This window comes from Microbulbifer sp. NBRC 101763 (genome assembly GCF_040371615.1).
GTDB lineage: Bacteria > Pseudomonadota > Gammaproteobacteria > Pseudomonadales > Cellvibrionaceae > Microbulbifer > Microbulbifer variabilis.
In genome coordinates, this window is record NZ_BAABQV010000001.1 from 755,541 (window position 1) to 775,247 (window position 19,707).

Consider the following 19,707-nt stretch of genomic DNA (forward strand, 5'->3'; position numbering starts at 1 on the left):
TGTGTCCCGTCAAGCCACCCTAATAACGCTCTCCCTGGGATTTGTCTTAATTTTCCTCAATTTGATGCCTCATATGGGACATGCAGAAGAAGGAGTATTGGGTGTGCCTACTACCAACCTGGAGATGCGTTTTACCGAAGCGGCGGTGGTAGCTCAGGTGGAGGTTATAGGAATTCATAGGGATGTAGACAGCGCTCTCTCAGAGCCGGGTGTCACAGCAATTTCAGGCTATGTTTATTCGGCTGTTCCTGAACAGATATGGAAGGGGGCTGTGGCAGATCAAATCACATTTCGTTTGGGGCTGGAGTTTTGCGATACCAAGCTTGAGAAAGGGGAGCGTTATTTGATCTTTGCCAGTCTGGATAGTTATGGACGGCTACAACTGCGCAGTTGCGATGCCGCAGTGGTGGAATCTGATGCAGAGGGGCTCTTAGCAGAGCTCAATGAATTCACCACCCGAGGATAGGTGCTTTAAGAGCGCCGCCAGTAACTTTGTTGATCTAATTTTGTTGAATAGAACTGTTGGTTGTAAGTTGCCTGCTATTTACAGCAATCCAAACTCTCCAAGTGGAGGTTACCTCCTTGAAGTACGCCAATGCCGAGTTATTCTTATCAGTATTGGCGTCATCTTCTTTTAGTCGATATGCGTTGAATTACTTGGCGCTGGCGTCAAAAGGCCTTAGGGCCAGCTATTATTGCCGCAGGGATGCAGTGTGAGGCAAGCCTATAGTGCTCACTGCCGTGGGCCCAAAAGCCCAGGCGCTTAGCCGGCCTTGCAATAAGTGTTTTCCAGAAACCGCTTGGGGTCGAGAGGTCGACGTATGAAGAAGCTATTGATTCCATTGATCATTTTGTTACTGATCATCGGATACTTTATGTCTCGCAGTGGCGAACACAAGGCCAAAGAAGCCTATGACTCAATGGATCAGCCAAAGAGCGAGCAAATGAACGATAACTCCACGCCGTCGGGTAGCGGCAGTGGTAGTGATTCTTCTTCGCCTAACGGCACCACCACACCACCTGATGGCATGGGTAACCCCGATACCCAGGTGCCACAGGAATCCGATCAGACAGATCCCACACCTCCTGGGGGTAGCGCTTCTACTAGCTCTGGCTCAGTTCCCTCGAGCGGCGGACCAACCCCGGAGCCTGGGGAAGCAGATGCAGAGACTGCTAGTGGCAATCCTGATGATTCAACCCCACAGGAAGAGCCGAGCACGGCAAGCCCCGCTGGTGAAGCTGTTGATGAAGCCTCCAGTGAAGCCCAGCAAGCAGTAGAGGGTGCTGAAAATATGGAAAGTAATCCCGGTGATACCGACACGGGCACTGATGAGGGAATGGAAAGTAATTCTGGCCAGCCCCAGCAATAGATAGAACAGAAAGTAGGAACCAGGAGATCGGTGAGGGTCGCCTGTTTAGGCGGCCCAAAGCTATTTTAACAGAATGATCGAGCACAAATGGTGTCAGGGACACAAAATCCTAGAAATTCGCCCCAAGGGAAAGTTTTCTGCAGAAGATTTCCATCAGCTGGCGTCACAAGTAGATCCAGTGATCAGGGAACAGGGCAGAATAGAAGGACTAATGATCGACGCAGAGGATTTTGCTGGATGGGAAAATTTCGTCGCGATGATTACTCATTTTCGTTTTGTGCACGATCACCATAAACACATACAAAAAATTGCGGTGGTGTCCGACAACCCTGTTTTAAGTTTTATGCCGCATTTGGTTTGTCATTTTATCAGCGCAGAAGTCCGCCCGTTTAACTCGAATGAGAAGTCTGAAGCTCTGGAATGGTTGGAAAATCCGGGGTAGCATCACGCACCATCTAACGATTTTTAGGAGTAGTGGTGAGTCCAGCATTGGCCATTATCGCGGCGGCCAAAGATTACCTTGCCGCTGCTGAGCAACTTTCCAACCAACTTGACCTTCCCTGCCTGGGTGTTGAAGATCCCACAGAAATTTGTGATTTTCCGCAGGTGCTACGTTGCGGTGAGCAACTACAGTTGTGCGCGACGGGAAAAAAAGCACCGGGCCCTGTGGTTGTGGACTTTGTTGGTGGGGCTATGGCGCACAGGCGTAAATATGGTGGCGGTAAAGCGCAGCCAGTCGCTAAAGCTGTTGGTATACGGCCTGGTTTTCACCCCCGTGTTTTGGATGCGACCGCAGGGCTCGGACGTGATGCCTTTGTTTTGGCATCATTGGGCTGTGAAGTCCTGATGTTAGAGCGTAACCCAGTGGTGTATTTGTTGCTGCAAGATGGCTTGAGGAGGCTGCAGGAAGCTGCAGTCCTTGATCCAGAGTTGATATTGGTGGCTGAGCGATTGTCCCTTACTGATCGAAAAGACTCTTCTGCTGACTGGCTGGCACAGCAAGCGGAAGGTTCCTGGCCTGTTGTCTTCCTGGACCCAATGTTCCCGCCACGGGGCAAAAGTGCCAAAGTAAAAAAAGAGATGGTGGCTTTCCACTATTTGGTAGGAGCAGACGAAGATGCGGATGCTTTACTTGAGCCTGCGCTTAAGGCCTGTTATTACCGTACCGTGGTCAAGCGCCCGAAGCAGGCTCCGCATCTGGGTGAAAAAAAGCCCACGCTCTCGCTTGAGGGTAAGTCCGGACGTTTTGATATCTATACCAAACATGGCGTTCCTGGCTAAGCCACTTTAAGAATGTTTAGCTGGCGGCTTATGTAACCACCGGCTAAATATCGAATCAGGTAATATCATATTGCGTCTTACCCAAAAGCAGGGTGCTCTCATTTGCTAGCTCCTTTTCCTTCCTAAACAGCTGGTTGTAGCTGGTCACAGGGTCTATGTTGCCTTGGTGCCTGGTGGCATTTTGGTTTCTACTGCTATGTTGTTGCAAAACATCCATATGTAAAAACCCTCTTGGTATAAAGAGGGGGATATGCAGCGGCCTTTCATTGATGCAGATTAATGGCAAGGAGGTTGGCTATGAGAGAGAAGTCTCCGTTCGACCTGTTTTTTGATGAGTACAATGAGGATATTCCTGAAGATCACTTTCCCCGTGACAGTATTTGTGCTTATGCCGCCGAATCCATTGTAACCAGTGAAACCTGGTCTGACGCCAAACCGGCTATGAACCTGTCGTCCTTTGTCACCACCTTTACCGAGCCCGAAGCTTTTGAAGTGGCAAAAAAGCACTATCTCAAAAATTATATCGATCATGATATGTATCCCCAGCTTTTTGCTATGGAAGCACGGATGGTGCGCTGGTTGCACGAACTTTGGAATGGCCCGAAGAATGTAGAACCCTATGGTGCAGCGACAATAGGCTCTTCAGAAGCTTGTATGTTGGCGGGTCTGGCCCATAAATGGCGCTGGCGTAAGAGGCGAGAGAAAACAGGTAAAGATGGGGGCAGGCCTAACTTGGTCACAGGTGCCAATGTACAAATTGTGTGGGAAAAATTTATGCGCTATTTTGATGTAGAGCCACGCATTGCCCCGCTTAAGCCTGGACATTACCGTTTTACCAGTGAACACCTGGATACGTTAGTAGATGAGAATACAATAGCAGTGGTGGCTATTGCGGGGCAGACATTTACCGGTGAGGATGATTCCTTCCGTGCGATCCATAATTGGTTAGATAGTTATCAGGAAACTACTGGCCATGATATCCCTATGCATATTGATGCTGCATCCGGTGGATTTGTGAACCCGTTTTTATATCCGAATTACCACTGGGATTTTCGCCTGCCGAGAGTTAAATCTATCAACGCGTCCGGTCATAAATTTGGCTTAGTGCCGCCAGGTTTAGGTTGGATAATTTTTAGAGAGCGTGCTGTTTTTGATGAGGACTTGATGTTTTATGTAAACTATTTGGGTGGTGAGATGCCTACTGCCACATTGAACTTTAGTCGCAATGCCTCCACTGTTGCCTACCAGTATTACAACTTTATTCGTCTCGGTTTTAAGGGTTACCAGGATATTATGCAGCATACTTTGGATAACGCTCAGACTTTACGTAATCGTTTAGTTGAGAGTGGCTACTTTGAGATTATGAACAAGACTCAGCGTATCCCGGTAGTGGCGATGACTCTGAATAATAAGATTACCAATTTTAATGAGTATGATATTTCAGATAAGGTCCGTGAGCGGGGTTGGGTTCTGTCAGCTTATTCGATGCCGCCAAACGCCCAATCAGTAAATACCTTGCGAATAGTGGTGCGCCCACACCTTAATCTAAATGCAATACATGGCCTGGCAGATGACATCATTAACGCCTGCAACTGGTTGAAGCAACACGGCGGCAATGCCAGCCCACCGAAACTGCACGACCCTCGGAAGGTGGCGCCGAGTAAGTGTTAGTTTTCGTTTTCGGGTGAAAGTTGCTTTTAGGTGTTCTCTGTTATATAGAAAAATAACGTAATATTTGAGGTAAATTTTAATATCTGTTTCTTATAAGGATTTAAAAAGAATAATCAATAATCATTCCTTCAGGTTATTGAAGCATACTCCAACATATATACATCGCTCACATTAATAGCCGCTAGACTGGGGCCCTGAATATTCGGTCTATATTATGGGATACAGACTATGAGTTGCAGGTACTCCGTAGTTTGGCAGTGGGCATACATGCAATTTTAGTTGAGGTGATCAAGGTAAAACTACTAAGAAATATCCCTATGCCAAAGGTGGAATTTTTGAGGCCTTAGTGGCAAGCTGGGTTGAAAAGTGGGGCTAATCAGATCTTTGGAGCGCTTTATCGGTAGGGGGGAAGATTGACGATAAAAAATGATAATTTTAGCCCAGCGATCTTCTTCAATATATCGATCCAAGTTTAAAAATAGGGTTGATGGACGCTTCTTAATATGATCTTTTTTTCAGCTTTGGGGGCGGGGCTTGCAATGTTAATGATTGGCAAACAGCAATAATTGAGAAATATCTCGAGTAAGGATATGCTTCAGCAGAATCGGATTATTGGGTTGCCTCTGATAATGATGTGCAATTAGGGGCTGTGGCCAAGTATTTAGGCCATGTTAATACTCAGTATCAATTCTAACTTGTCAGTGTTTTGGGGAAGTTCATGTTTCAAAAGTTAAAGGCCTCTTTGGGTATTGGTGCCGCAAAGGTTGATACAGTATTGGAAAGTAGCAGCATACTTCAAGGCGGTGTCCTTAAAGGAAACATTCATATCGCCGGTGGAGACGTGGAACAACAGATTGATGCTATCAATTTGAAACTCTGTACTGAGGTGAAAATTGAAAATGATAACGGCGTTAGTTACCAGCAATTTGTCCTGGATCAAATTCAGGCTCTGGAACCATTTTTGATCAATGCTAATGAATCCAAGCAGTTACCCTTTGAGCTTAAATTGAATGACGAAACTCCGGTAACCGCACTTAACACGCGCAAGAACCAATGTCGGGTTTGGTTAGAGACCGTGTTAGATATTGATTTTGCGCTCGATCCTAAGGATAGAGATCTTCTGCAAGTACGGCCCTTACCTGTTGTCGAAAAGGTGATCGCGGCGATAGAGCAGGGTGGATTTAGCATGGTGAAAGCGGATGTCGAGAAGGGGTACCTGAGGGGAGGGAACTTTTCTTCAAAATCTGGATGTTACCAGGAGATTGAGTTTAAGAATTCAGGTCTTCTTAGTTCAAAAGAAATTGAACTTTCTTTTATTCTGGAGGGGGGAATGGTGCACTGCTTGGCAGAAGTTGATCGTAGATTTGGTCTGCGAGGCGATCAATATCGTTCTTTTACCTTGCATCGCGATGCCGATGAGAAGGAAGCTACTGCGGCTGTCCAATCAATATTGACACTGTAGTTAGTAGTGCCATCCATTCTAATTTGTTAAGACATTTGCATGCTGAAACCCGCGATGTGTTAATAATAGCAGGCGCTAGTCATTAAACATCGCGGGTTATTTGGTTATCAATGTTTAGCTAATTTTGCTTGACAATTATTCACTGAAATCTGCAGTGACAATCGTATCTGAGAATCCTTGATAGGCGGCCTCAAACATCTTAGCCATAGGGTCTGGGAATAGGTGAAAGTCCCCGTTTGCGAGGGACTCAACAATGCCTTTGGCTACAGTACTGGGAGCCTCTCCCTCCTCCAATCCTGCCTGTTTGGCCATATCGGTTTCTATCGGGCCTGGATGCACGCTGAGTACTTGTATTCCACGCTCTCCAAGTGTTTCTCGAAGGGCTTGAGTTATTGCGTAGCTTGCGGCCTTGGAGGCGGAATAGGTGCTCACCTGGGTGAAGGCACGTAGAGATACGACAGAATTCAATTGGACCAGTGCGCCGCGGTTCTTTTCCAGTTGAGGTGCAAAGGCCTTGGCAATCCTTACTAGCCCGAATAGGTTTACATTCAACTCGTGCTGCAGAGACTCTTCAACCTGCTCGCCAAGGGGTTCCGTAGGAGCTAGTACCCCGGCATTGTTGACCAGGATATCCAAGTCCTGGATTTCTTTTGCTAGTGCTTTTATTCCATTGCCATCCGTAACATCCAGTTGCACGGGGACTACCTTAGCACCGTATCTTCTAGTGAACTCAGCTGTGGTCCCGGGGTTTCGCACCGCCAGATAGACTTTTTTTGCCCCCTCCTCAATAAAGGTTTCCACAATGGATTTGCCAATACCGCGATTGGCTCCGGTGACCAGTGCAACTTTGCCTTGAACGGAAATACCCATCCTGATTCTCCTGTGAGTGATTACTATCTTCAATCTGTACCGATCGGTATGATTTGAATTGAAGTGTACTGATCGGTACAATATTGTCAAATGGTTTTTTGAAGAGACTTCACTATGGCGGGGCGCAGACTTGAGTTTGATAAGCCGAGCGCACTGGATGCTGCGATGCGAGTGTTCTGGAAGAAGGGATATGTGGGGACATCTTTAGCAGATTTAACCGGGGCTATGGGGATCAATAAGCCCAGTCTTTATTCTGCTTTTGGAAATAAAGAAGCGCTTTTCGTGCAGGCTTTACATCAATATTTAGAAAAACATGCCAAAGATCGCTTGGCTTATTTAAGTGACGATAAGCTGACGCTGACTCAGCGGATCTCTGGTTTCCTCCTTGCAACCGTCAGGGGCCAGTTGGCCGAAGAGACCCCTAAGGGCTGCTATTTGGCCCAGGGTCTGTCGGAGACTGCTGGAGAAGGGCTTCCCAAGGCAGCTATACAGGCCTTAAAAGCGGCTGATGAGGAGAATATGCGTTTGCTGGTGCGTTTCTTTCAGAGTGATGCTGACTCCCGATACTTGGGTTTAGATCGACAGGCGGAAAAGGTGGCTTTATACCTGGTGGCTCTGCTTCACGGCACTGCATCCCTGTCCCGGTCGGGCAGGAGCAAGTCTGAGTTGGAGGGTATCCTGGGATTTGCGCTGCGTGGCCTGGGAATCAATGAGGATGGGAAGCGGTGATCTGCCTCTACGCTGGATGGCAGGGGCAGATCTTACAAAATATTGCCTCAGAAGCGCCTACGGAACATTGGCAGGGGTTGATCTGTACCTGTTTGGTAGCTGTCACCGAAATCACTAAGGGAGTCTTTTAAGCTGACAAGGGGCTGTTCACCCTCAAAAGCATAAGCGTTAAAGCCACAGCGTTGAAGGTAGGTAAGCTGATCCCGCATAAAACCACCCACGGCCCGCAATTCGCCTTTAAAGCCAAACCGCTCGCGCAGTAGGCGGCCGGCTGTGAAGCCACGGCCATCGGCGAAAGCAGGAAAATTTATAGCGATCAGTGGAAGCTCTACAGCCCCATCACCAATCAGCTCCGCGCCTTCCTCGCTATCAAGCCAGACGCCGATTTCATCATGGCGAGCCGCGAGAGCTTCTTGATTATCTTTCCACTGGCGCAAGGGCAGGATTACCTTGCCATCGGGTAAAGCAGACAGATCAAAATCTTCGCCAGCTTCAACTTGGGGTATCAGCTGCCACTCATTGGGGCTAACCTCGCCATTGAGGATCAGCTCGGCGGGATTGCCCGGCTGCGGGCCCAGTTTAGCTGGCTTTGGCATAGACTCTCTCCTTGAAGGGCTGCAGGCCGATGCGGTTATAGGTATCGATAAAGGGTTCTTCAGCTTGGCGCTGCTCAACATAAAAGTCGAGAATTTTACCAATCACTTCAGGGACTTCTGCGCGGGAAAAGCTCGGGCCCAGTACTTTGGCCAGGCTTGCCTCGTTGGAGGCGCTACCTCCAAGCTGGATTTGATAGAATTCCTCGCCCTTTTTATCGACGCCAAGAATTCCTATATGCCCCACATGGTGGTGGCCACAGGCATTCATACAGCCGGAGATATTCAGGTTCAGGTCGCCCAGGTCATATAGGTAATCCATATCGTCGAAGCGGCGTTGGATTGCTTCGGCCACGGGGATGGATTTGGCGTTGGCAAGGGAGCAGTAGTCACCACCGGGGCAGCAAATCATATCGGTCAGGGTGCCGATATTTGGGGTGGCGAAGCCATACTTACGCGCCTGCTGCCATAAATCATACAGCTTGCCTTGCTCCACATCGGCGAGTACTACATTCTGGTCGTGGGTGACACGGGCCTCACCAAAGCTGAAGTTGTCGGCGAGCTCTGCAATGGCGTCCAGTTGGCTGTCGGTTACATCACCAGGAGGTACGCCGGTGGGCTTGGTGGATAGCTTGATAGCGCGGTAACCAGGTACCCGATGCGGGTAGGTATTGCGTTCCAGCCAGCGGGCAAAAGCTTTATTGCCATCCGTTTGTTGCTGTAGCGCGTCCTGCGTACTGGCGCTGTCAAACTCTTTGTATTCAGGTGATGTGAAAAAGGACTTGGCCCACTGCAAAGCTTCCTGGGTCAGCTTCTCTGCACCATCTTTAATATGCTGCCACTCCTCTTCTACCCGGCGGCCAAATTCCTCTGGGCCAAGGGCTTTTACCAGGATTTTAATGCGCGCTTTGTATTTGTTATCGCGGCGGCCCAGCTGATTGTATACGCGTACAATGGCTTCCAGGTAGGACAGCAGGTCCTCCTCAGGTAGGAAGTCACGAATGGTTTCGGCAATAACCGGTGTGCGGCCCTGGCCGCCACCAACCAGCACCTGGAACCCGATTTCCTCGCCGCGCTTGATGATTTGTACGCCGATATCGTGTACGCGGATGGCGGCGCGATCCTGTTCTGAACCACTCACGGCAATCTTGAACTTGCGCGGCAGGAAGGCGAACTCAGGATGGAAGGTGGACCACTGACGGATAAGTTCGCAGTAGGGGCGTGGGTCGGCGATTTCGTCGAGGGCAATGCCGGCGTAGGGGTCTGAAGTCGTGTTGCGAATACAGTTGCCGCTGGTTTGTACAGCGTGCATTTCCACTTCGGCCAATTCGGCCAGAATAGCGGGTATATCTTCCAGCTGCGGCCAGTTGTACTGCAGGTTCTGGCGCGTAGTGAAGTGGGCATAACCCTTGTCGTAATCGCGGCTCACACGAGCGAGGCGGCGCAACTGGGTACTATTGAGCAGGCCATAAGGTACGGCAATGCGTAACATGGGGGCCAGTCGCTGAATATAGAGGCCATTTTGCAGGCGCAGCGGCAGGAATTGTTCCTCGCTTAACTCGCCAGCGAGATAACGTTCCGTCTGGCCGCGGAACTGGGCCACGCGATCGTTGATGATGGCGCGATCCCGGTCGTCGTATCGATACATAACAGCTTGATTCCATTGCCTTTGTGCGCTGATGGTGGAGAAAGGGGCGAGCCCCGGATAAATCTCCGCTGGCGCATAACATACCAGCGCTCTTATGCAATAAATAACAATATTTTCCGCTATATCTGTAACCAACGGTTATAACGGAAAAGGAATTGCTCGCATATGCTGTCTTGCGCGATAAACGGAGATTTGCTCTACTTGACTGGCCGTTCCATGCGGCTCATCTACTTTGCATAACAATAATGAGCAATCGGAGTGATTCGATGAATGAAGAAGTAGTTGTTACCCCGGAAGAAGACAATTTTGTAGACGCTATAGCCGCCGTGGCTCTAGTCGCTATTTTTGTTGCCACCTGTGTTTTCTGGGTTGCTACCCGCTAGTAACCCAATGGCCCGGAGCTAGGCATTACCGGGCCTCCTACCTTCATTTTGTTAGGATGTTAGCAAAGGCAGCGGACTAGTCCTATCGGTTTCTTTAGTCGTAGTCGCTTGATTTCTGACCACGCTCTTAGCCCATATTGCCCAGAACAGTTTTCACAATGAGAGCCAATGCCAGTACAAAAAATGTGGTGAAGAGAATACCGGCGATAACATAGTTCACCATGCTACCGCTTTGAAAATCACGCTGTCGATTCTTGTTACTCTGAACGCCGATTGCCGCGGCCAGAGTGCTGAGCACTATCTGGCCAAAACCGGGTTTACCTGCCTTTTCTTTATTATTTTCTTGCATAGGCTCACTCCTCCAGATTGGGACGTAGCCAGCGCTCCAGTTCCAGTTCGCTGACACCTTTTCGTTTGGCAAGACTTTGCAGCTGGTCCCTGCCAATTTTGCCGACATTGAAGTATTTTGCCTGGGGGTGGGCAAAGTACCAGCCACTCACTGCGGCTGCAGGCATCATGGCAAAGTGTTCAGTAAGACTGACGCCTGCATTTTGCTCCGCCTGTAGTAATTTGAATAGAGTGGCTTTTTCCGAATGATCTGGGCAGGCCGGATAGCCCGGGGCAGGGCGGATACCTTGGTAAGCCTCCTTGATCAGCTCCTCGTTGCTGAGCGTTTCATCTGCCGCATAGCCCCAATATTCTTTACGGACCAGGCGGTGTAATGTCTCGGCAAAGGATTCCGCCATACGGTCTGCCAGGGCTTTTACCATAATGGCGTTGTAATCATCATGTTTGGCTTCGTAACTCTCCGCCAGCTCATCTGCGCCGATACCGGTGGTTACTGCAAAGCCGCCCACATAATCTATTTGGCCGGATTCCAGCGGCGCAACGAAGTCCGCCAGAGAGCGGCACAGACCATCGCCGCCGCGTTTCTGTACCTGTTGGCGCATATGGTGAAGGCGGGCCAGTTCCCCGCTGCGGCTTTCGTCCTTGTAGACGATGATATCGTCGCCGACGCTATTGGCGGGCCAGAGGCCGAATACGGCACGTGCACGCAATAGTTTCTTATCGATAATCTCTTTTAACATGCGTTGGGCATTGTTGTAGAGATCGGTAGCTGCTTCTCCTACGATTTCGTCTTCAAGGATCGCTGGGAATTTACCTGCCAAATCCCAGGAGATAAAGAAGGGGGTCCAGTCCATAGTATCGAGCAATTTCTCCAAGGGGAAATTGTCGATCACGGTGAGGCCCAGCTTGTTGGGGCGTGCCGGCTGGTAGTTTTTCCAGTCGAACGCCGGTGCGGTGTCACGCGCCTCCTCGTAGGTCAGGCGGGTGTCATTGCGCTTGCGGTTGGCGGTGCGGGTGCGCACTTTCTCATATTCGGCCTGGACCTTTTCCACGAAAGCCGGGCGCAGCTCATCGGAAATCAGACTGCTGGCCACACCTACGGCGCGGGATGCATCCGCCACATACACCACTTGGTTGCGATGAAACTGGGGGTCAATTTTCACGGCGGTATGGGCTTTGGAGGTGGTGGCTCCACCGATAAGCAGGGGAATATCAAACTCCTGGCGCTCCATCTCGGCAGCTACGTGAACCATTTCATCCAGGGAGGGCGTGATTAGGCCAGACAGGCCAATAATGTCACATTCTTTGTCCCGCGCAGTTTGAAGGATGGTTTCCGCAGGGACCATAACGCCTAAATCGATTACTTCGTAATTGTTACAGGCCAGCACGACTCCCACGATATTCTTGCCGATATCGTGCACATCCCCTTTAACAGTAGCCATCAGGATGCGGCCGTTGGAGCGACTGTCCTCGGTTTTTTCCGCTTCAATATACGGTTGTAGGTAGGCTACCGCCTGTTTCATTACCCGGGCGGATTTCACAACCTGGGGCAAGAACATCTTCCCTTCACCAAACAGGTCGCCGACGATATTCATGCCATCCATCAGCGGGCCTTCGATCACATCCAGCGGGCGTGAGGAGTTGGCACGGGCCTCTTCGGTATCTTCCTCGATGTAGTTGTTTATGCCTTTTACCAGGGAGTGTGCCAAGCGTTCGTTCACGGGCAGTTGGCGCCAGCTCAGGTCCTCTTTGCGCGCAGCTCCTCCACCATCGCCTTGGTACTTGGGAGCGATTTCCAGCAGGGCCTCAGTAGCATCCGGGCTGCGGTTAAGGATTACGTCCTCGACTTTGTCTCGCAGTTCCTCCGGCAATTCGTCATAAACCGCCAGCTGGCCGGCATTAACGATACCCATATTCAGGCCGGCTTTAATGGCGTGAAACAGGAATACGGAATGGATGGCCTCACGTACCGGGTTGTTGCCCCGGAAGGAGAAGGAAACATTGGATACGCCGCCGCTGATCTGGGCACCGGGCAGGTTTGCGCGAATCCAGCGGCAGGCTTCGATAAAGTCCACCGCGTAATTATTGTGTTCCTCTATGCCGGTGGCGACGGCGAAAATATTCGGGTCGAAAATAATATCGGTGGGATCGAAGCCGACTTCATCCACCAACACATCGTAGCTGCGTTTACAGATTTCAATTTTTCGCTCGAAGGTGTCCGCCTGGCCATCTTCATCAAAAGCCATCACCACCACAGCCGCACCATAGCGCAGGCACAGCCGGGACTTTTCGATAAACTCCTCTTTGCCTTCCTTGAGGCTGATGGAGTTCACTATGGGCTTGCCCTGAATACACTGCAGTCCGGCCTCGATCACCTCCCATTTGGAGGAATCCACCATAAATGGCACCCTGGCAATATCCGGCTCGGTAGCGGCAAGATTGAGGAACCGGCGCATAGCGGCAAATGCGTCGAGCATCGCCTCATCCATATTGAAGTCGATCACCTGTGCACCGTCTTCCACCTGTGCAGCAGCCACTTGCAAGGCGGTGTCGTAATCCTCTTCCAGGATCAGGCGCTTAAATCGGGCGGAGCCCGTGACGTTACAACGCTCGCCCACATTGACGAATAGGGCATTTTCATCGGCGACAAATGGCTCCAGGCCTGATAGACGCAGTGCGGGTTTAATTTTTGGCAATTGTCGTGGGGCCAAATCGGCCACCGCTTCGGCAATTGCGCGGATATGATCTGGAGTGGTACCGCAGCAGCCGCCGAGGATATTGATAAATCCACTGCGGGCAAATTCCGCTACGATTGCGGCGGTCTGCTCCGGGGTTTCGTCGTATTCGCCAAATTCATTGGGCAGTCCCGCGTTGGGGTGGGCGGAGACATAAGAGGCACAGGCGCCTGACAAGGCTTCCACATAAGGGCGCAATTCGGTGGCGCCCAGGGCGCAGTTAAGCCCCACAGAAATCGGTTTTGCGTGGGCAACGGAATAGTAAAAAGCTTCGGTAGTCTGGCCGGAAAGGGTGCGGCCGGAGGCATCGGTAATGGTGCCGGAAATCATAATCGGCAATTCGAAACCCAGCTCCTCAAAGAGCTGCTGCATCGCATAGATGGCTGCCTTGGCATTGAGGGTGTCAAAAATGGTTTCAATTAAGATCAGGTCACTGCCACCATCAATCAAGGCGCGGCCCGCTTCTACATAATTTTCTACCAGCTGATTAAAAGTGACATTGCGTGCGCCGGGATCATTGACGTCTGGTGAAATACTGGCGGTACGGGAAGTGGGGCCGATTACGCCGGCTACCCAGCGCGGGCGTTCTGGGGTGGAAAGTGCATCCGCTGCGCGGCGCGCAATCTCTGCGGAAGCTCGGTTGATCTCCACCACCAAGTGTTCCATATCGTAATCTGACTGGGACAGCTGGGTCGCGTTAAAAGTATTGGTTTCGATAATGTCTGCGCCGGCTTCCAGGTACTCCCGGTGGATCTTTTCAATCAGCTCCGGGCGGGTCAGGCTCAATAGGTCATTATTGCCCTTTAGGTCGCGGGGGAAGTCGGCGAAACGCTCACCTCGGTAATCGGCTTCTTCCAGCTTTTCCCTTTGGATCATCGTCCCCATGGCGCCATCCAGAATCAGGATGCGCTGTGCGAGCGTGCCATTTAGTTGCTCTAGACGTTGATCACGGGACTGCTCGGACATATACCAATCCTTATGTTGTCGATGGCGTGAGAGCCATCAATCTTAGCACAGTACTTCCACCAAAAAGGGGGCGACTTAGCGTATCAATAGGGTATCCCCACAATAACCGGTATTTTTTTGCTAAATAACAGCAATTTATGTTTATGGTTGCGCTATTCATGGGTACAAAAAAGCAGGCGGCAGTGTTGTTGCGCCTTATACACTGTTAGGACCTGCTCTTTTCAATAGCATTGATTCAGCAGTTTCAGGTAGAGAATCTAAACGGGGCTAAGGGGCAGGGAATTTCACAGTGTGACTAATTGGTGCTCTAGACTTCCCACAGTTTTTCATTCTTTGATACTGATAATCGAGTGATATCCACCAATTAACGTTTCATTTTGCTGGAGGCTACTGATGAAAATACTGATGGTACTGACTTCGCACGACCAACTGGGCAATACCGGTAAGAAGACCGGTTTTTGGTTGGAGGAGTTTGCCGCACCTTATTACATCTTTAAGGATGCGGGAGCTGAGGTGACCTTGGCGTCTCCAAAGGGCGGTCAGCCGCCACTGGACCCTAAAAGCGATGAACCGGATTTCCAGACAGCGGCAACTGAACGCTTTCACCAGGATCCGGCAGCCCGGCAAGTGCTGGCTAACACTGTGAAACTAGCTGATGTAAAAGAGCCAGATTTCGATGCAGTTTTTTATCCTGGAGGTCATGGCCCACTCTGGGATCTCGCGGAGGATCAGAAGTCTATCTCCCTTATTGAGGACTTCTTTGCTGCGAATAAGCCAATAGCTGCAGTCTGCCATGCTCCCGGTGTTTTCCGTCACACCTTGCGCCAGGATGGCAAACCGCTGGTCTCCGGTAAGAGTGTCACAGGCTTTACCAACACCGAGGAGGCTGCAGTTCAGTTGGTGGATGTGGTGCCCTTCTTGGTGGAGGATATGCTCAAAGATAAAGGGGGACACTATTCCAAGAAAGACGATTGGGCGCCCTATGTGGTGCAGGATGGCAAGTTGGTGACTGGTCAGAATCCTGCCTCATCAGAGGAAACTGCCCAGACTCTAATGGGACTGATCCTGGTTTAGGCTGGCTTTGGGAGGCGTCGAGGGACGCTCGTCACCTCCCGGCCAATACACCGGTTTCACTTGAGCGCTTCTGAGAGTAAAATACCCGACAAAGTAGCTCGGTTATTTGAGAAGGCTTATGTCAGAATTGAATGTCACCATTACCGAATCTGCGCAGGAATACCTGAAGGAACTGCTGGCCAAGCAGGACTGCGAGGGAATTGCCATTCGCATGTTTGTCTCTAACCCCGGCACACCCAGTGCCGAAACCTGCATCGCATACTGCCGCCCTGGTGAGGAAGAGGCAGATGATGTGATGATTGAGATGAATGGTCTCAAGGCATACTTCGAAGGGCGGAGTGTGCCTTACCTGGACGAGGCTCGAGTGGATTATTCATCAGACAAGATGGGCGGCCAGCTTACTATTCGTGCGCCCAACTCGCGCATGCCCAAGATTACCGATGACAGCCCCATCGAAGACCGGATCAATTACGTACTCTATAACGAAGTGAATCCCGGACTTGCTGCTCATGGTGGCCAGGTGAGTCTTGTGGAGGTTACCGAAGACAAGTTTGCTGTGCTCAAGTTTGGTGGAGGCTGTCAGGGGTGTGGCATGGTGGATATGACCTTGAAAGAGGGCGTTGAGAAAACACTGAAGGAAAAGATCCCAGAGCTTGCTGGCGTGAAAGATATTACTGACCATACCGATAAATCCCAGGCTTACTATTGATCGCAAATGCCGGGTTAGCCCGAATGGCATGATTGTCTGAGTTAAAAAGCGGCCTATAAGGTCGCTTTTTTTATTGTGCATTTTTAACTCCCATTCTCATGTTTGATGCGGCGAACGGCAGGGTGCCGCATTGCTTCCCCCTGTTTATATTTGATTTATTGACAACGCTTTTCTGTTGATGAAGTGGCGTTTTCCTTGCAGATACACTGGACTGGCGGGGAAGAAAATTTATGTTTGACCAGGTAGTGTTTGCCGGTGGCGGTGTTCGTTGTACCTGGCAAATTGGATTCTGGGATGCAGTGGCCAGTGAGATACAGCTGACCCCGAAGGTGGTTAGTGCTGTTTCCGCCGGGGCTTTGGTATCGAGCCTGATCCTTATGGGGAAATCCCTGGCAGCGGTAGATCACTTTGCCTCGGAGTTTCGTAGCAATAGTAAGAACATCCACTGGCAAAACCTGTTTAAGAGTGAGCCGGTCTTCCCTCATCACGATATTTACCGTCGAGCCATGCGTAAACTATTTGCCGGCGGCCTTAAAAAACTGCGTGCGACTGCAGACTTGCGTGTCGCGGTCGCTTATTCACCAGAGTGGCTCAAGGGGCCTTTAGCACTGCTTCTGGGGATTGGAATCGACTATTCCGATACCTATATCTCACGCAGCTTACATCCGGATGGTGCCCGGCGGATTGGCTATCGGCAGTCCTTTATTTCCGTGCACAAATGCACTGATGAGTTGGAACTGGAACGGCTAATTTTAACCTCTTCTTGTACGCCCCCTTTGACACCAAGGCAGCAATTTAGGGGCGCGGAAATTCTTGATGGTGGTGTGGTGGATAGTGTGCCGGTTGGGGGCTTGGACCCGACCCCGGGTAGGGTCCTGATTTTGCTGACCAGAAATTATCCTCAGTACCCTTGGTGTTTTACCTGCCATAGGGGTGAACAGTTGTGGACTTATGTGCAGCCCAAGCAGCCTCTGTCGATCCGGGTATGGGATTTTGCAAATCCCGAGGCTTTGAACCGGGTTTTTCACGCTGGGCGCGCAGACGGCCAAGCATTCCTGGCGATGCTACTGGCAGGAGAGCACTGTTGACGATTAGCCGCGAAAGTGGAGTTGCGCGGAATGTTTGATCAGGTGGTCTTTGCTGGTGGCGGCGGGCGCTGTACCTGGCAGATAGGGTTTTGGGAGACCGTTGCTGAAAAAATTCAATTGCGCCCCCGTGTGGTGAGTGGCGTGTCCGCAGGCGCATTGATTGCAGGCCTGATTATGATTGGCAAAGCCCCGGCAGCTGTGGACTATTTTGCCTCTGTGTTTAAGGCCAATCAAAGGAATATCTATTGGCGTAACCTGTTTCGCAAGGAGCCGGTGTTTCCCCACTATGATATTTACAGGAACGGTATCAGGGCACTTTTCTCAGAACGTTTTCCTCGCCTGAGATCTGCGGCTGAGTTGAGGGTTGCCATCTCCCGGCCGCCGAGCTGGCTTCCGGTTTCCCTGTCATTGGCTATGGGAGGGGCTATTTACTACTCAAATAAATATCTGCTGCACGGGCTTCATCCCTCCGCAGCGCGACGCCTGGGGTATCACCAGGATTTTTATCGTGTCCAGGATTGTGCTGATGTAGCCGACTTTGAGCATTTGATATTGAGCTCATCTTGTACGCCACCTTTTACTCCTCGATTACGATTCCATGGTCTGGAGGCACTGGATGGTGGGGTGGTAGACAATGTCCCGGTTGGGGGAATAGATCCTGGCAAAGGCAGGGTGCTAATCCTGCTGACACGCCGTTACCCAGGTTGTCCTGATTGGTTCATCGAGCGTAGGGGGGAGCAACTCTGGACCTATATACAGCCATCGAAGTCTCCGCCGATCAGTGTTTGGGACTTTACAAATCCGGAGGGGCTGAGAAGTACCTGTGAAATGGGCCGCCATGACGGCCGACTTTTTTTACGCAATGTACTGGCAGATCGCTGTTTTTACACTGACGTGGGGAAAAGTAATGTTTGAACAGATGGTCCTTGGTGGAGGTGGCGGTCGTTGTACCTGGCAGCTGGGTTTCTTGATGGCTATTACGCAGGAGATTGAGTTGGCACCTAAAGTGATCTGTGCTGCGTCAGGTGGAGCCATGGTGGCAAGTTTCCTGTTGATGGAAAGGTGTGAGGAGGCGGCAGATTATTTCCATTCGGTGTGCAGGAACAATCAGAGCAATATTCACTGGAATAACCTTATTTCTGACGAGCCGGTATTTCCTCATTTCTCCATTTACAAAAAAGGAGTGAACCATCTGTTTTCTGGGGGGTTCGAGCGTTTATGTGCTGCTGCTGACTTGCGAGTGAGCGTTATTCACCCGCCTTCATGGTTACCGTCTCCCCTGGCTTTAGCGACAGGAATTGCGCTTGATCACCTAGAGAAGCAATTTGCACAAAGACTTCACCCAACAATGGCTTTCCGGTTTGGTTTTCGCCAAATGTTTTATGGGGCGCGGGACTGCTCCAATGTGGCCGAATTAGAGCACTTAATTTTGAGCTCCTGCTGCAACCCACCCTTATCTCCCAGGCTCTATTTCAATGGTGAAGAAGCCCTTGATGGTGGGGTTGTGGGCAATGCACCGGTTGCGGGCCTTGATGCTGTAAGAGGCCGTGTCCTGATTCTCGATGCCGGGCATTTTGCTAACTTCCCAACATTTCACAGCGTGCGTAAGGGAGGTCAGCTATGGACTTACGTTCAGCCATCCCAGGCGCTACCGATCAGCGTTTGGGAATTTAGTGATCCGGAGGCTACTCGAAAAACTCTGGAGATCGGTCGTGCTGACGGACAGGCTTTCCTGAAATACCTATCCAGCGAAGAAATAAAAATCCTTTGGGGTTGGGATTAATGTGACTGCGGATCGCATTTGGCAGATAAGTATTGAAAAGGGGAATTGTCAGTACTTGGTTTGGAAAAGTAGTGATTTAGAGGCCTAGGAAGAGCCGTAAAGTTTAAAGGACGTACTCCATGTTTGATCAAGTGGTTTTTGCCGGTGGCGGTGGTCGTTGCATCTGGCAGATTGGCTTTTGGGAGTCGATCGTTGATGAAGTCCAGTTATCACCGAGAGTAGTGAGTGCCGTATCAGCAGGGGGACTTGTTGCCGGGCTGCTACTGATCAACCGTGGGCAGGATGCGGTGCAATACGTTCGCTCTGTATTCAGTGTTAATCGTAAAAACGCTTACTGGAAAAATTTATTTCGTGATGAAGCGGTATTTCCCCAATACGCTATCTGTCGCAATGGGATTCGAGAGCTGTTTGATAATGGCCTGGAAGACTTGAGAACGGTAGCGGAATTGCGTCTCGCAGTTACCCGTCCACCGGCGTGGATGGTTGGTCCATTGGCACTGACCTTTGGCGCCGTAATTTATTACACAGATAAAGGTTTCCCGCGCAGCCTGCATTCCACTTCCGCCACGCGCCTGGGATTTAGGCAGACGTTTTATCGCGCCCAGGATTGCTCTGATATGGATGAGTTTGAGCACTTGATTCTCAGCTCATCCTGTACCCCTCCGTTTACGCCGCGTCTGCAGTTGAATGGGGCTGAAATACTGGATGGTGGCGTAGTGGACAATGTGCCAGTTGCCGGATTGGATGCGGGGCAGGGCAGGGTTCTGATACTCCTGACAAATAGATTTCCAGGTTATCCAGACAGCTTTACCCAACGCCAGGGTGTGCAGCTGTGGACCTATGTGCAACCTTCCAGGGTTTTACCGATCAAGGTCTGGGACTTCACCAACCCTGAGGCCGTTACCGCGACTCTGAATATTGGACGCGCCGATGGTAGGGCGTTGCTGACTCAGCTCAAATCGATTGCCCCTGAAACGAGAGTGCAGGCTTTGTAAGC

The 19,707-nt window shown here is 50.6% G+C and carries 18 protein-coding genes; 13 read left to right on the forward strand and 5 right to left on the reverse strand.

Annotated features, from left to right (window positions below):
• Position 1 precedes the first annotated feature (1 nt).
• The 6 genes from ABWV76_RS03475 to ABWV76_RS03500 all read left to right on the forward strand — a co-directional run bounded on the left by ABWV76_RS03475 (position 2) and on the right by ABWV76_RS03500 (position 5,784).
• Positions 2-466, forward strand: coding sequence for a hypothetical protein (locus ABWV76_RS03475; protein WP_353375234.1), 465 nt, complete (start codon positions 2-4; stop codon positions 464-466).
• A gap of 355 nt (positions 467-821) precedes the next feature.
• Positions 822-1,370: a hypothetical protein gene (locus ABWV76_RS03480; RefSeq protein WP_020415117.1), complete on the forward strand. Its 549-nt coding sequence runs from the start codon at positions 822-824 to the stop codon at positions 1,368-1,370.
• A 73-nt stretch (positions 1,371-1,443) separates the two neighbouring features.
• Complete coding sequence (locus ABWV76_RS03485; protein ID WP_020415118.1) at positions 1,444-1,812, forward strand: SpoIIAA family protein; 369 nt, start codon at positions 1,444-1,446, stop codon at positions 1,810-1,812.
• A 35-nt stretch (positions 1,813-1,847) separates the two neighbouring features.
• Complete coding sequence (locus ABWV76_RS03490) at positions 1,848-2,651, forward strand: class I SAM-dependent methyltransferase (protein ID WP_020415119.1); 804 nt, start codon at positions 1,848-1,850, stop codon at positions 2,649-2,651.
• 297 nt (positions 2,652-2,948) lie between these two features.
• On the forward strand, positions 2,949-4,322 hold the full coding sequence (gad, locus tag ABWV76_RS03495; RefSeq protein ID WP_353375235.1) for a glutamate decarboxylase: 1,374 nt from the start codon (positions 2,949-2,951) through the stop codon (positions 4,320-4,322).
• A gap of 718 nt (positions 4,323-5,040) precedes the next feature.
• Positions 5,041-5,784, forward strand: coding sequence for a sporulation protein (locus ABWV76_RS03500; RefSeq protein ID WP_020415122.1), 744 nt, complete (start codon positions 5,041-5,043; stop codon positions 5,782-5,784).
• A gap of 135 nt (positions 5,785-5,919) precedes the next feature.
• Here the strand turns inward: ABWV76_RS03500 and ABWV76_RS03505 are convergent, their stop codons facing one another.
• The gene (locus ABWV76_RS03505) at positions 5,920-6,654 is read right to left on the reverse strand and encodes an SDR family oxidoreductase (protein WP_353375236.1); all 735 of its coding nucleotides are present in this window, start codon (positions 6,652-6,654) and stop codon (positions 5,920-5,922) included.
• A 114-nt stretch (positions 6,655-6,768) separates the two neighbouring features.
• Here ABWV76_RS03505 and ABWV76_RS03510 point away from each other — a divergent pair, with 114 nt between their 5' ends.
• A complete protein-coding gene (locus ABWV76_RS03510; RefSeq protein ID WP_353375237.1) occupies positions 6,769-7,383 on the forward strand; it encodes a TetR/AcrR family transcriptional regulator in 615 nt (204 codons plus the stop codon).
• A 47-nt stretch (positions 7,384-7,430) separates the two neighbouring features.
• On the opposite strand, the gene ABWV76_RS03515 is transcribed toward ABWV76_RS03510, so the two are convergent.
• The 4 genes from ABWV76_RS03515 to metH all read right to left on the reverse strand — a co-directional run bounded on the left by ABWV76_RS03515 (position 7,431) and on the right by metH (position 14,056).
• Positions 7,431-7,979 (reverse strand): DUF934 domain-containing protein, encoded by a 549-nt coding sequence (locus ABWV76_RS03515; protein ID WP_020415125.1) that lies wholly within the window; start codon positions 7,977-7,979, stop codon positions 7,431-7,433.
• The gene (locus ABWV76_RS03520; RefSeq protein ID WP_020415126.1) at positions 7,963-9,624 is read right to left on the reverse strand and encodes a nitrite/sulfite reductase; all 1,662 of its coding nucleotides are present in this window, start codon (positions 9,622-9,624) and stop codon (positions 7,963-7,965) included. Before ABWV76_RS03520 ends, ABWV76_RS03515 begins: the two co-directional genes overlap by 17 nt.
• Before the next feature lie 510 nt (positions 9,625-10,134).
• Entirely contained in the window at positions 10,135-10,356 is a 222-nt protein-coding gene (locus tag ABWV76_RS03525) for a DUF2970 domain-containing protein (protein WP_020415128.1), read from the reverse strand.
• Between the two features lie 4 nt (positions 10,357-10,360).
• Positions 10,361-14,056, reverse strand: a complete 3,696-nt coding sequence (gene metH / locus ABWV76_RS03530) for a methionine synthase (RefSeq protein WP_353375238.1) — start codon at positions 14,054-14,056, stop codon at positions 10,361-10,363.
• Between the two features lie 393 nt (positions 14,057-14,449).
• On the opposite strand from metH, the gene ABWV76_RS03535 reads away from it, so the two are divergent.
• The 6 genes from ABWV76_RS03535 to ABWV76_RS03560 all read left to right on the forward strand — a co-directional run bounded on the left by ABWV76_RS03535 (position 14,450) and on the right by ABWV76_RS03560 (position 19,705).
• Positions 14,450-15,130, forward strand: coding sequence for a type 1 glutamine amidotransferase domain-containing protein (locus ABWV76_RS03535; protein WP_020415130.1), 681 nt, complete (start codon positions 14,450-14,452; stop codon positions 15,128-15,130).
• A gap of 118 nt (positions 15,131-15,248) precedes the next feature.
• On the forward strand, positions 15,249-15,839 hold the full coding sequence (nfuA, locus tag ABWV76_RS03540; RefSeq protein ID WP_020415131.1) for a Fe-S biogenesis protein NfuA: 591 nt from the start codon (positions 15,249-15,251) through the stop codon (positions 15,837-15,839).
• Positions 15,840-16,069: 230 nt separating this feature from the next.
• Positions 16,070-16,927: a patatin-like phospholipase family protein gene (locus ABWV76_RS03545; protein ID WP_020415132.1), complete on the forward strand. Its 858-nt coding sequence runs from the start codon at positions 16,070-16,072 to the stop codon at positions 16,925-16,927.
• A gap of 30 nt (positions 16,928-16,957) precedes the next feature.
• A complete protein-coding gene (locus ABWV76_RS03550) occupies positions 16,958-17,842 on the forward strand; it encodes a patatin-like phospholipase family protein (RefSeq protein WP_353375239.1) in 885 nt (294 codons plus the stop codon).
• The gene (locus ABWV76_RS03555) at positions 17,835-18,710 is read left to right on the forward strand and encodes a patatin-like phospholipase family protein (RefSeq protein ID WP_020415134.1); all 876 of its coding nucleotides are present in this window, start codon (positions 17,835-17,837) and stop codon (positions 18,708-18,710) included. The genes ABWV76_RS03550 and ABWV76_RS03555 overlap by 8 nt, the downstream gene beginning before the upstream one ends.
• A 119-nt stretch (positions 18,711-18,829) precedes the next feature.
• A complete protein-coding gene (locus ABWV76_RS03560) occupies positions 18,830-19,705 on the forward strand; it encodes a patatin-like phospholipase family protein (protein WP_353375240.1) in 876 nt (291 codons plus the stop codon).
• Positions 19,706-19,707: the final 2 nt, after the last annotated feature.

What these genes read in the sequence shown, in the direction of transcription:
- ABWV76_RS03505 (WP_353375236.1), bottom strand. Translation starts at nt 6,654, where the DNA reads ATGGGTATTTCCGTTCAAGGCAAAGTTGCACTGGTCACCGGAGCCAAT.
- metH (WP_353375238.1), bottom strand. Translation starts at nt 14,056, where the DNA reads ATGTCCGAGCAGTCCCGTGATCAACGTCTAGAGCAACTAAATGGCACG.
- ABWV76_RS03485 (WP_020415118.1), top strand. Translation starts at nt 1,444, where the DNA reads ATGATCGAGCACAAATGGTGTCAGGGACACAAAATCCTAGAAATTCGC.
- ABWV76_RS03480 (WP_020415117.1), top strand. Translation starts at nt 822, where the DNA reads ATGAAGAAGCTATTGATTCCATTGATCATTTTGTTACTGATCATCGGA.
- gad (WP_353375235.1), top strand. Translation starts at nt 2,949, where the DNA reads ATGAGAGAGAAGTCTCCGTTCGACCTGTTTTTTGATGAGTACAATGAG.
- ABWV76_RS03500 (WP_020415122.1), top strand. Translation starts at nt 5,041, where the DNA reads ATGTTTCAAAAGTTAAAGGCCTCTTTGGGTATTGGTGCCGCAAAGGTT.
- ABWV76_RS03510 (WP_353375237.1), top strand. Translation starts at nt 6,769, where the DNA reads ATGGCGGGGCGCAGACTTGAGTTTGATAAGCCGAGCGCACTGGATGCT.
- ABWV76_RS03515 (WP_020415125.1), bottom strand. Translation starts at nt 7,979, where the DNA reads ATGCCAAAGCCAGCTAAACTGGGCCCGCAGCCGGGCAATCCCGCCGAG.
- nfuA (WP_020415131.1), top strand. Translation starts at nt 15,249, where the DNA reads ATGTCAGAATTGAATGTCACCATTACCGAATCTGCGCAGGAATACCTG.
- ABWV76_RS03535 (WP_020415130.1), top strand. Translation starts at nt 14,450, where the DNA reads ATGAAAATACTGATGGTACTGACTTCGCACGACCAACTGGGCAATACC.
- ABWV76_RS03555 (WP_020415134.1), top strand. Translation starts at nt 17,835, where the DNA reads ATGTTTGAACAGATGGTCCTTGGTGGAGGTGGCGGTCGTTGTACCTGG.
- ABWV76_RS03520 (WP_020415126.1), bottom strand. Translation starts at nt 9,624, where the DNA reads ATGTATCGATACGACGACCGGGATCGCGCCATCATCAACGATCGCGTG.
- ABWV76_RS03560 (WP_353375240.1), top strand. Translation starts at nt 18,830, where the DNA reads ATGTTTGATCAAGTGGTTTTTGCCGGTGGCGGTGGTCGTTGCATCTGG.
- ABWV76_RS03550 (WP_353375239.1), top strand. Translation starts at nt 16,958, where the DNA reads ATGTTTGATCAGGTGGTCTTTGCTGGTGGCGGCGGGCGCTGTACCTGG.
- ABWV76_RS03545 (WP_020415132.1), top strand. Translation starts at nt 16,070, where the DNA reads ATGTTTGACCAGGTAGTGTTTGCCGGTGGCGGTGTTCGTTGTACCTGG.
- ABWV76_RS03525 (WP_020415128.1), bottom strand. Translation starts at nt 10,356, where the DNA reads ATGCAAGAAAATAATAAAGAAAAGGCAGGTAAACCCGGTTTTGGCCAG.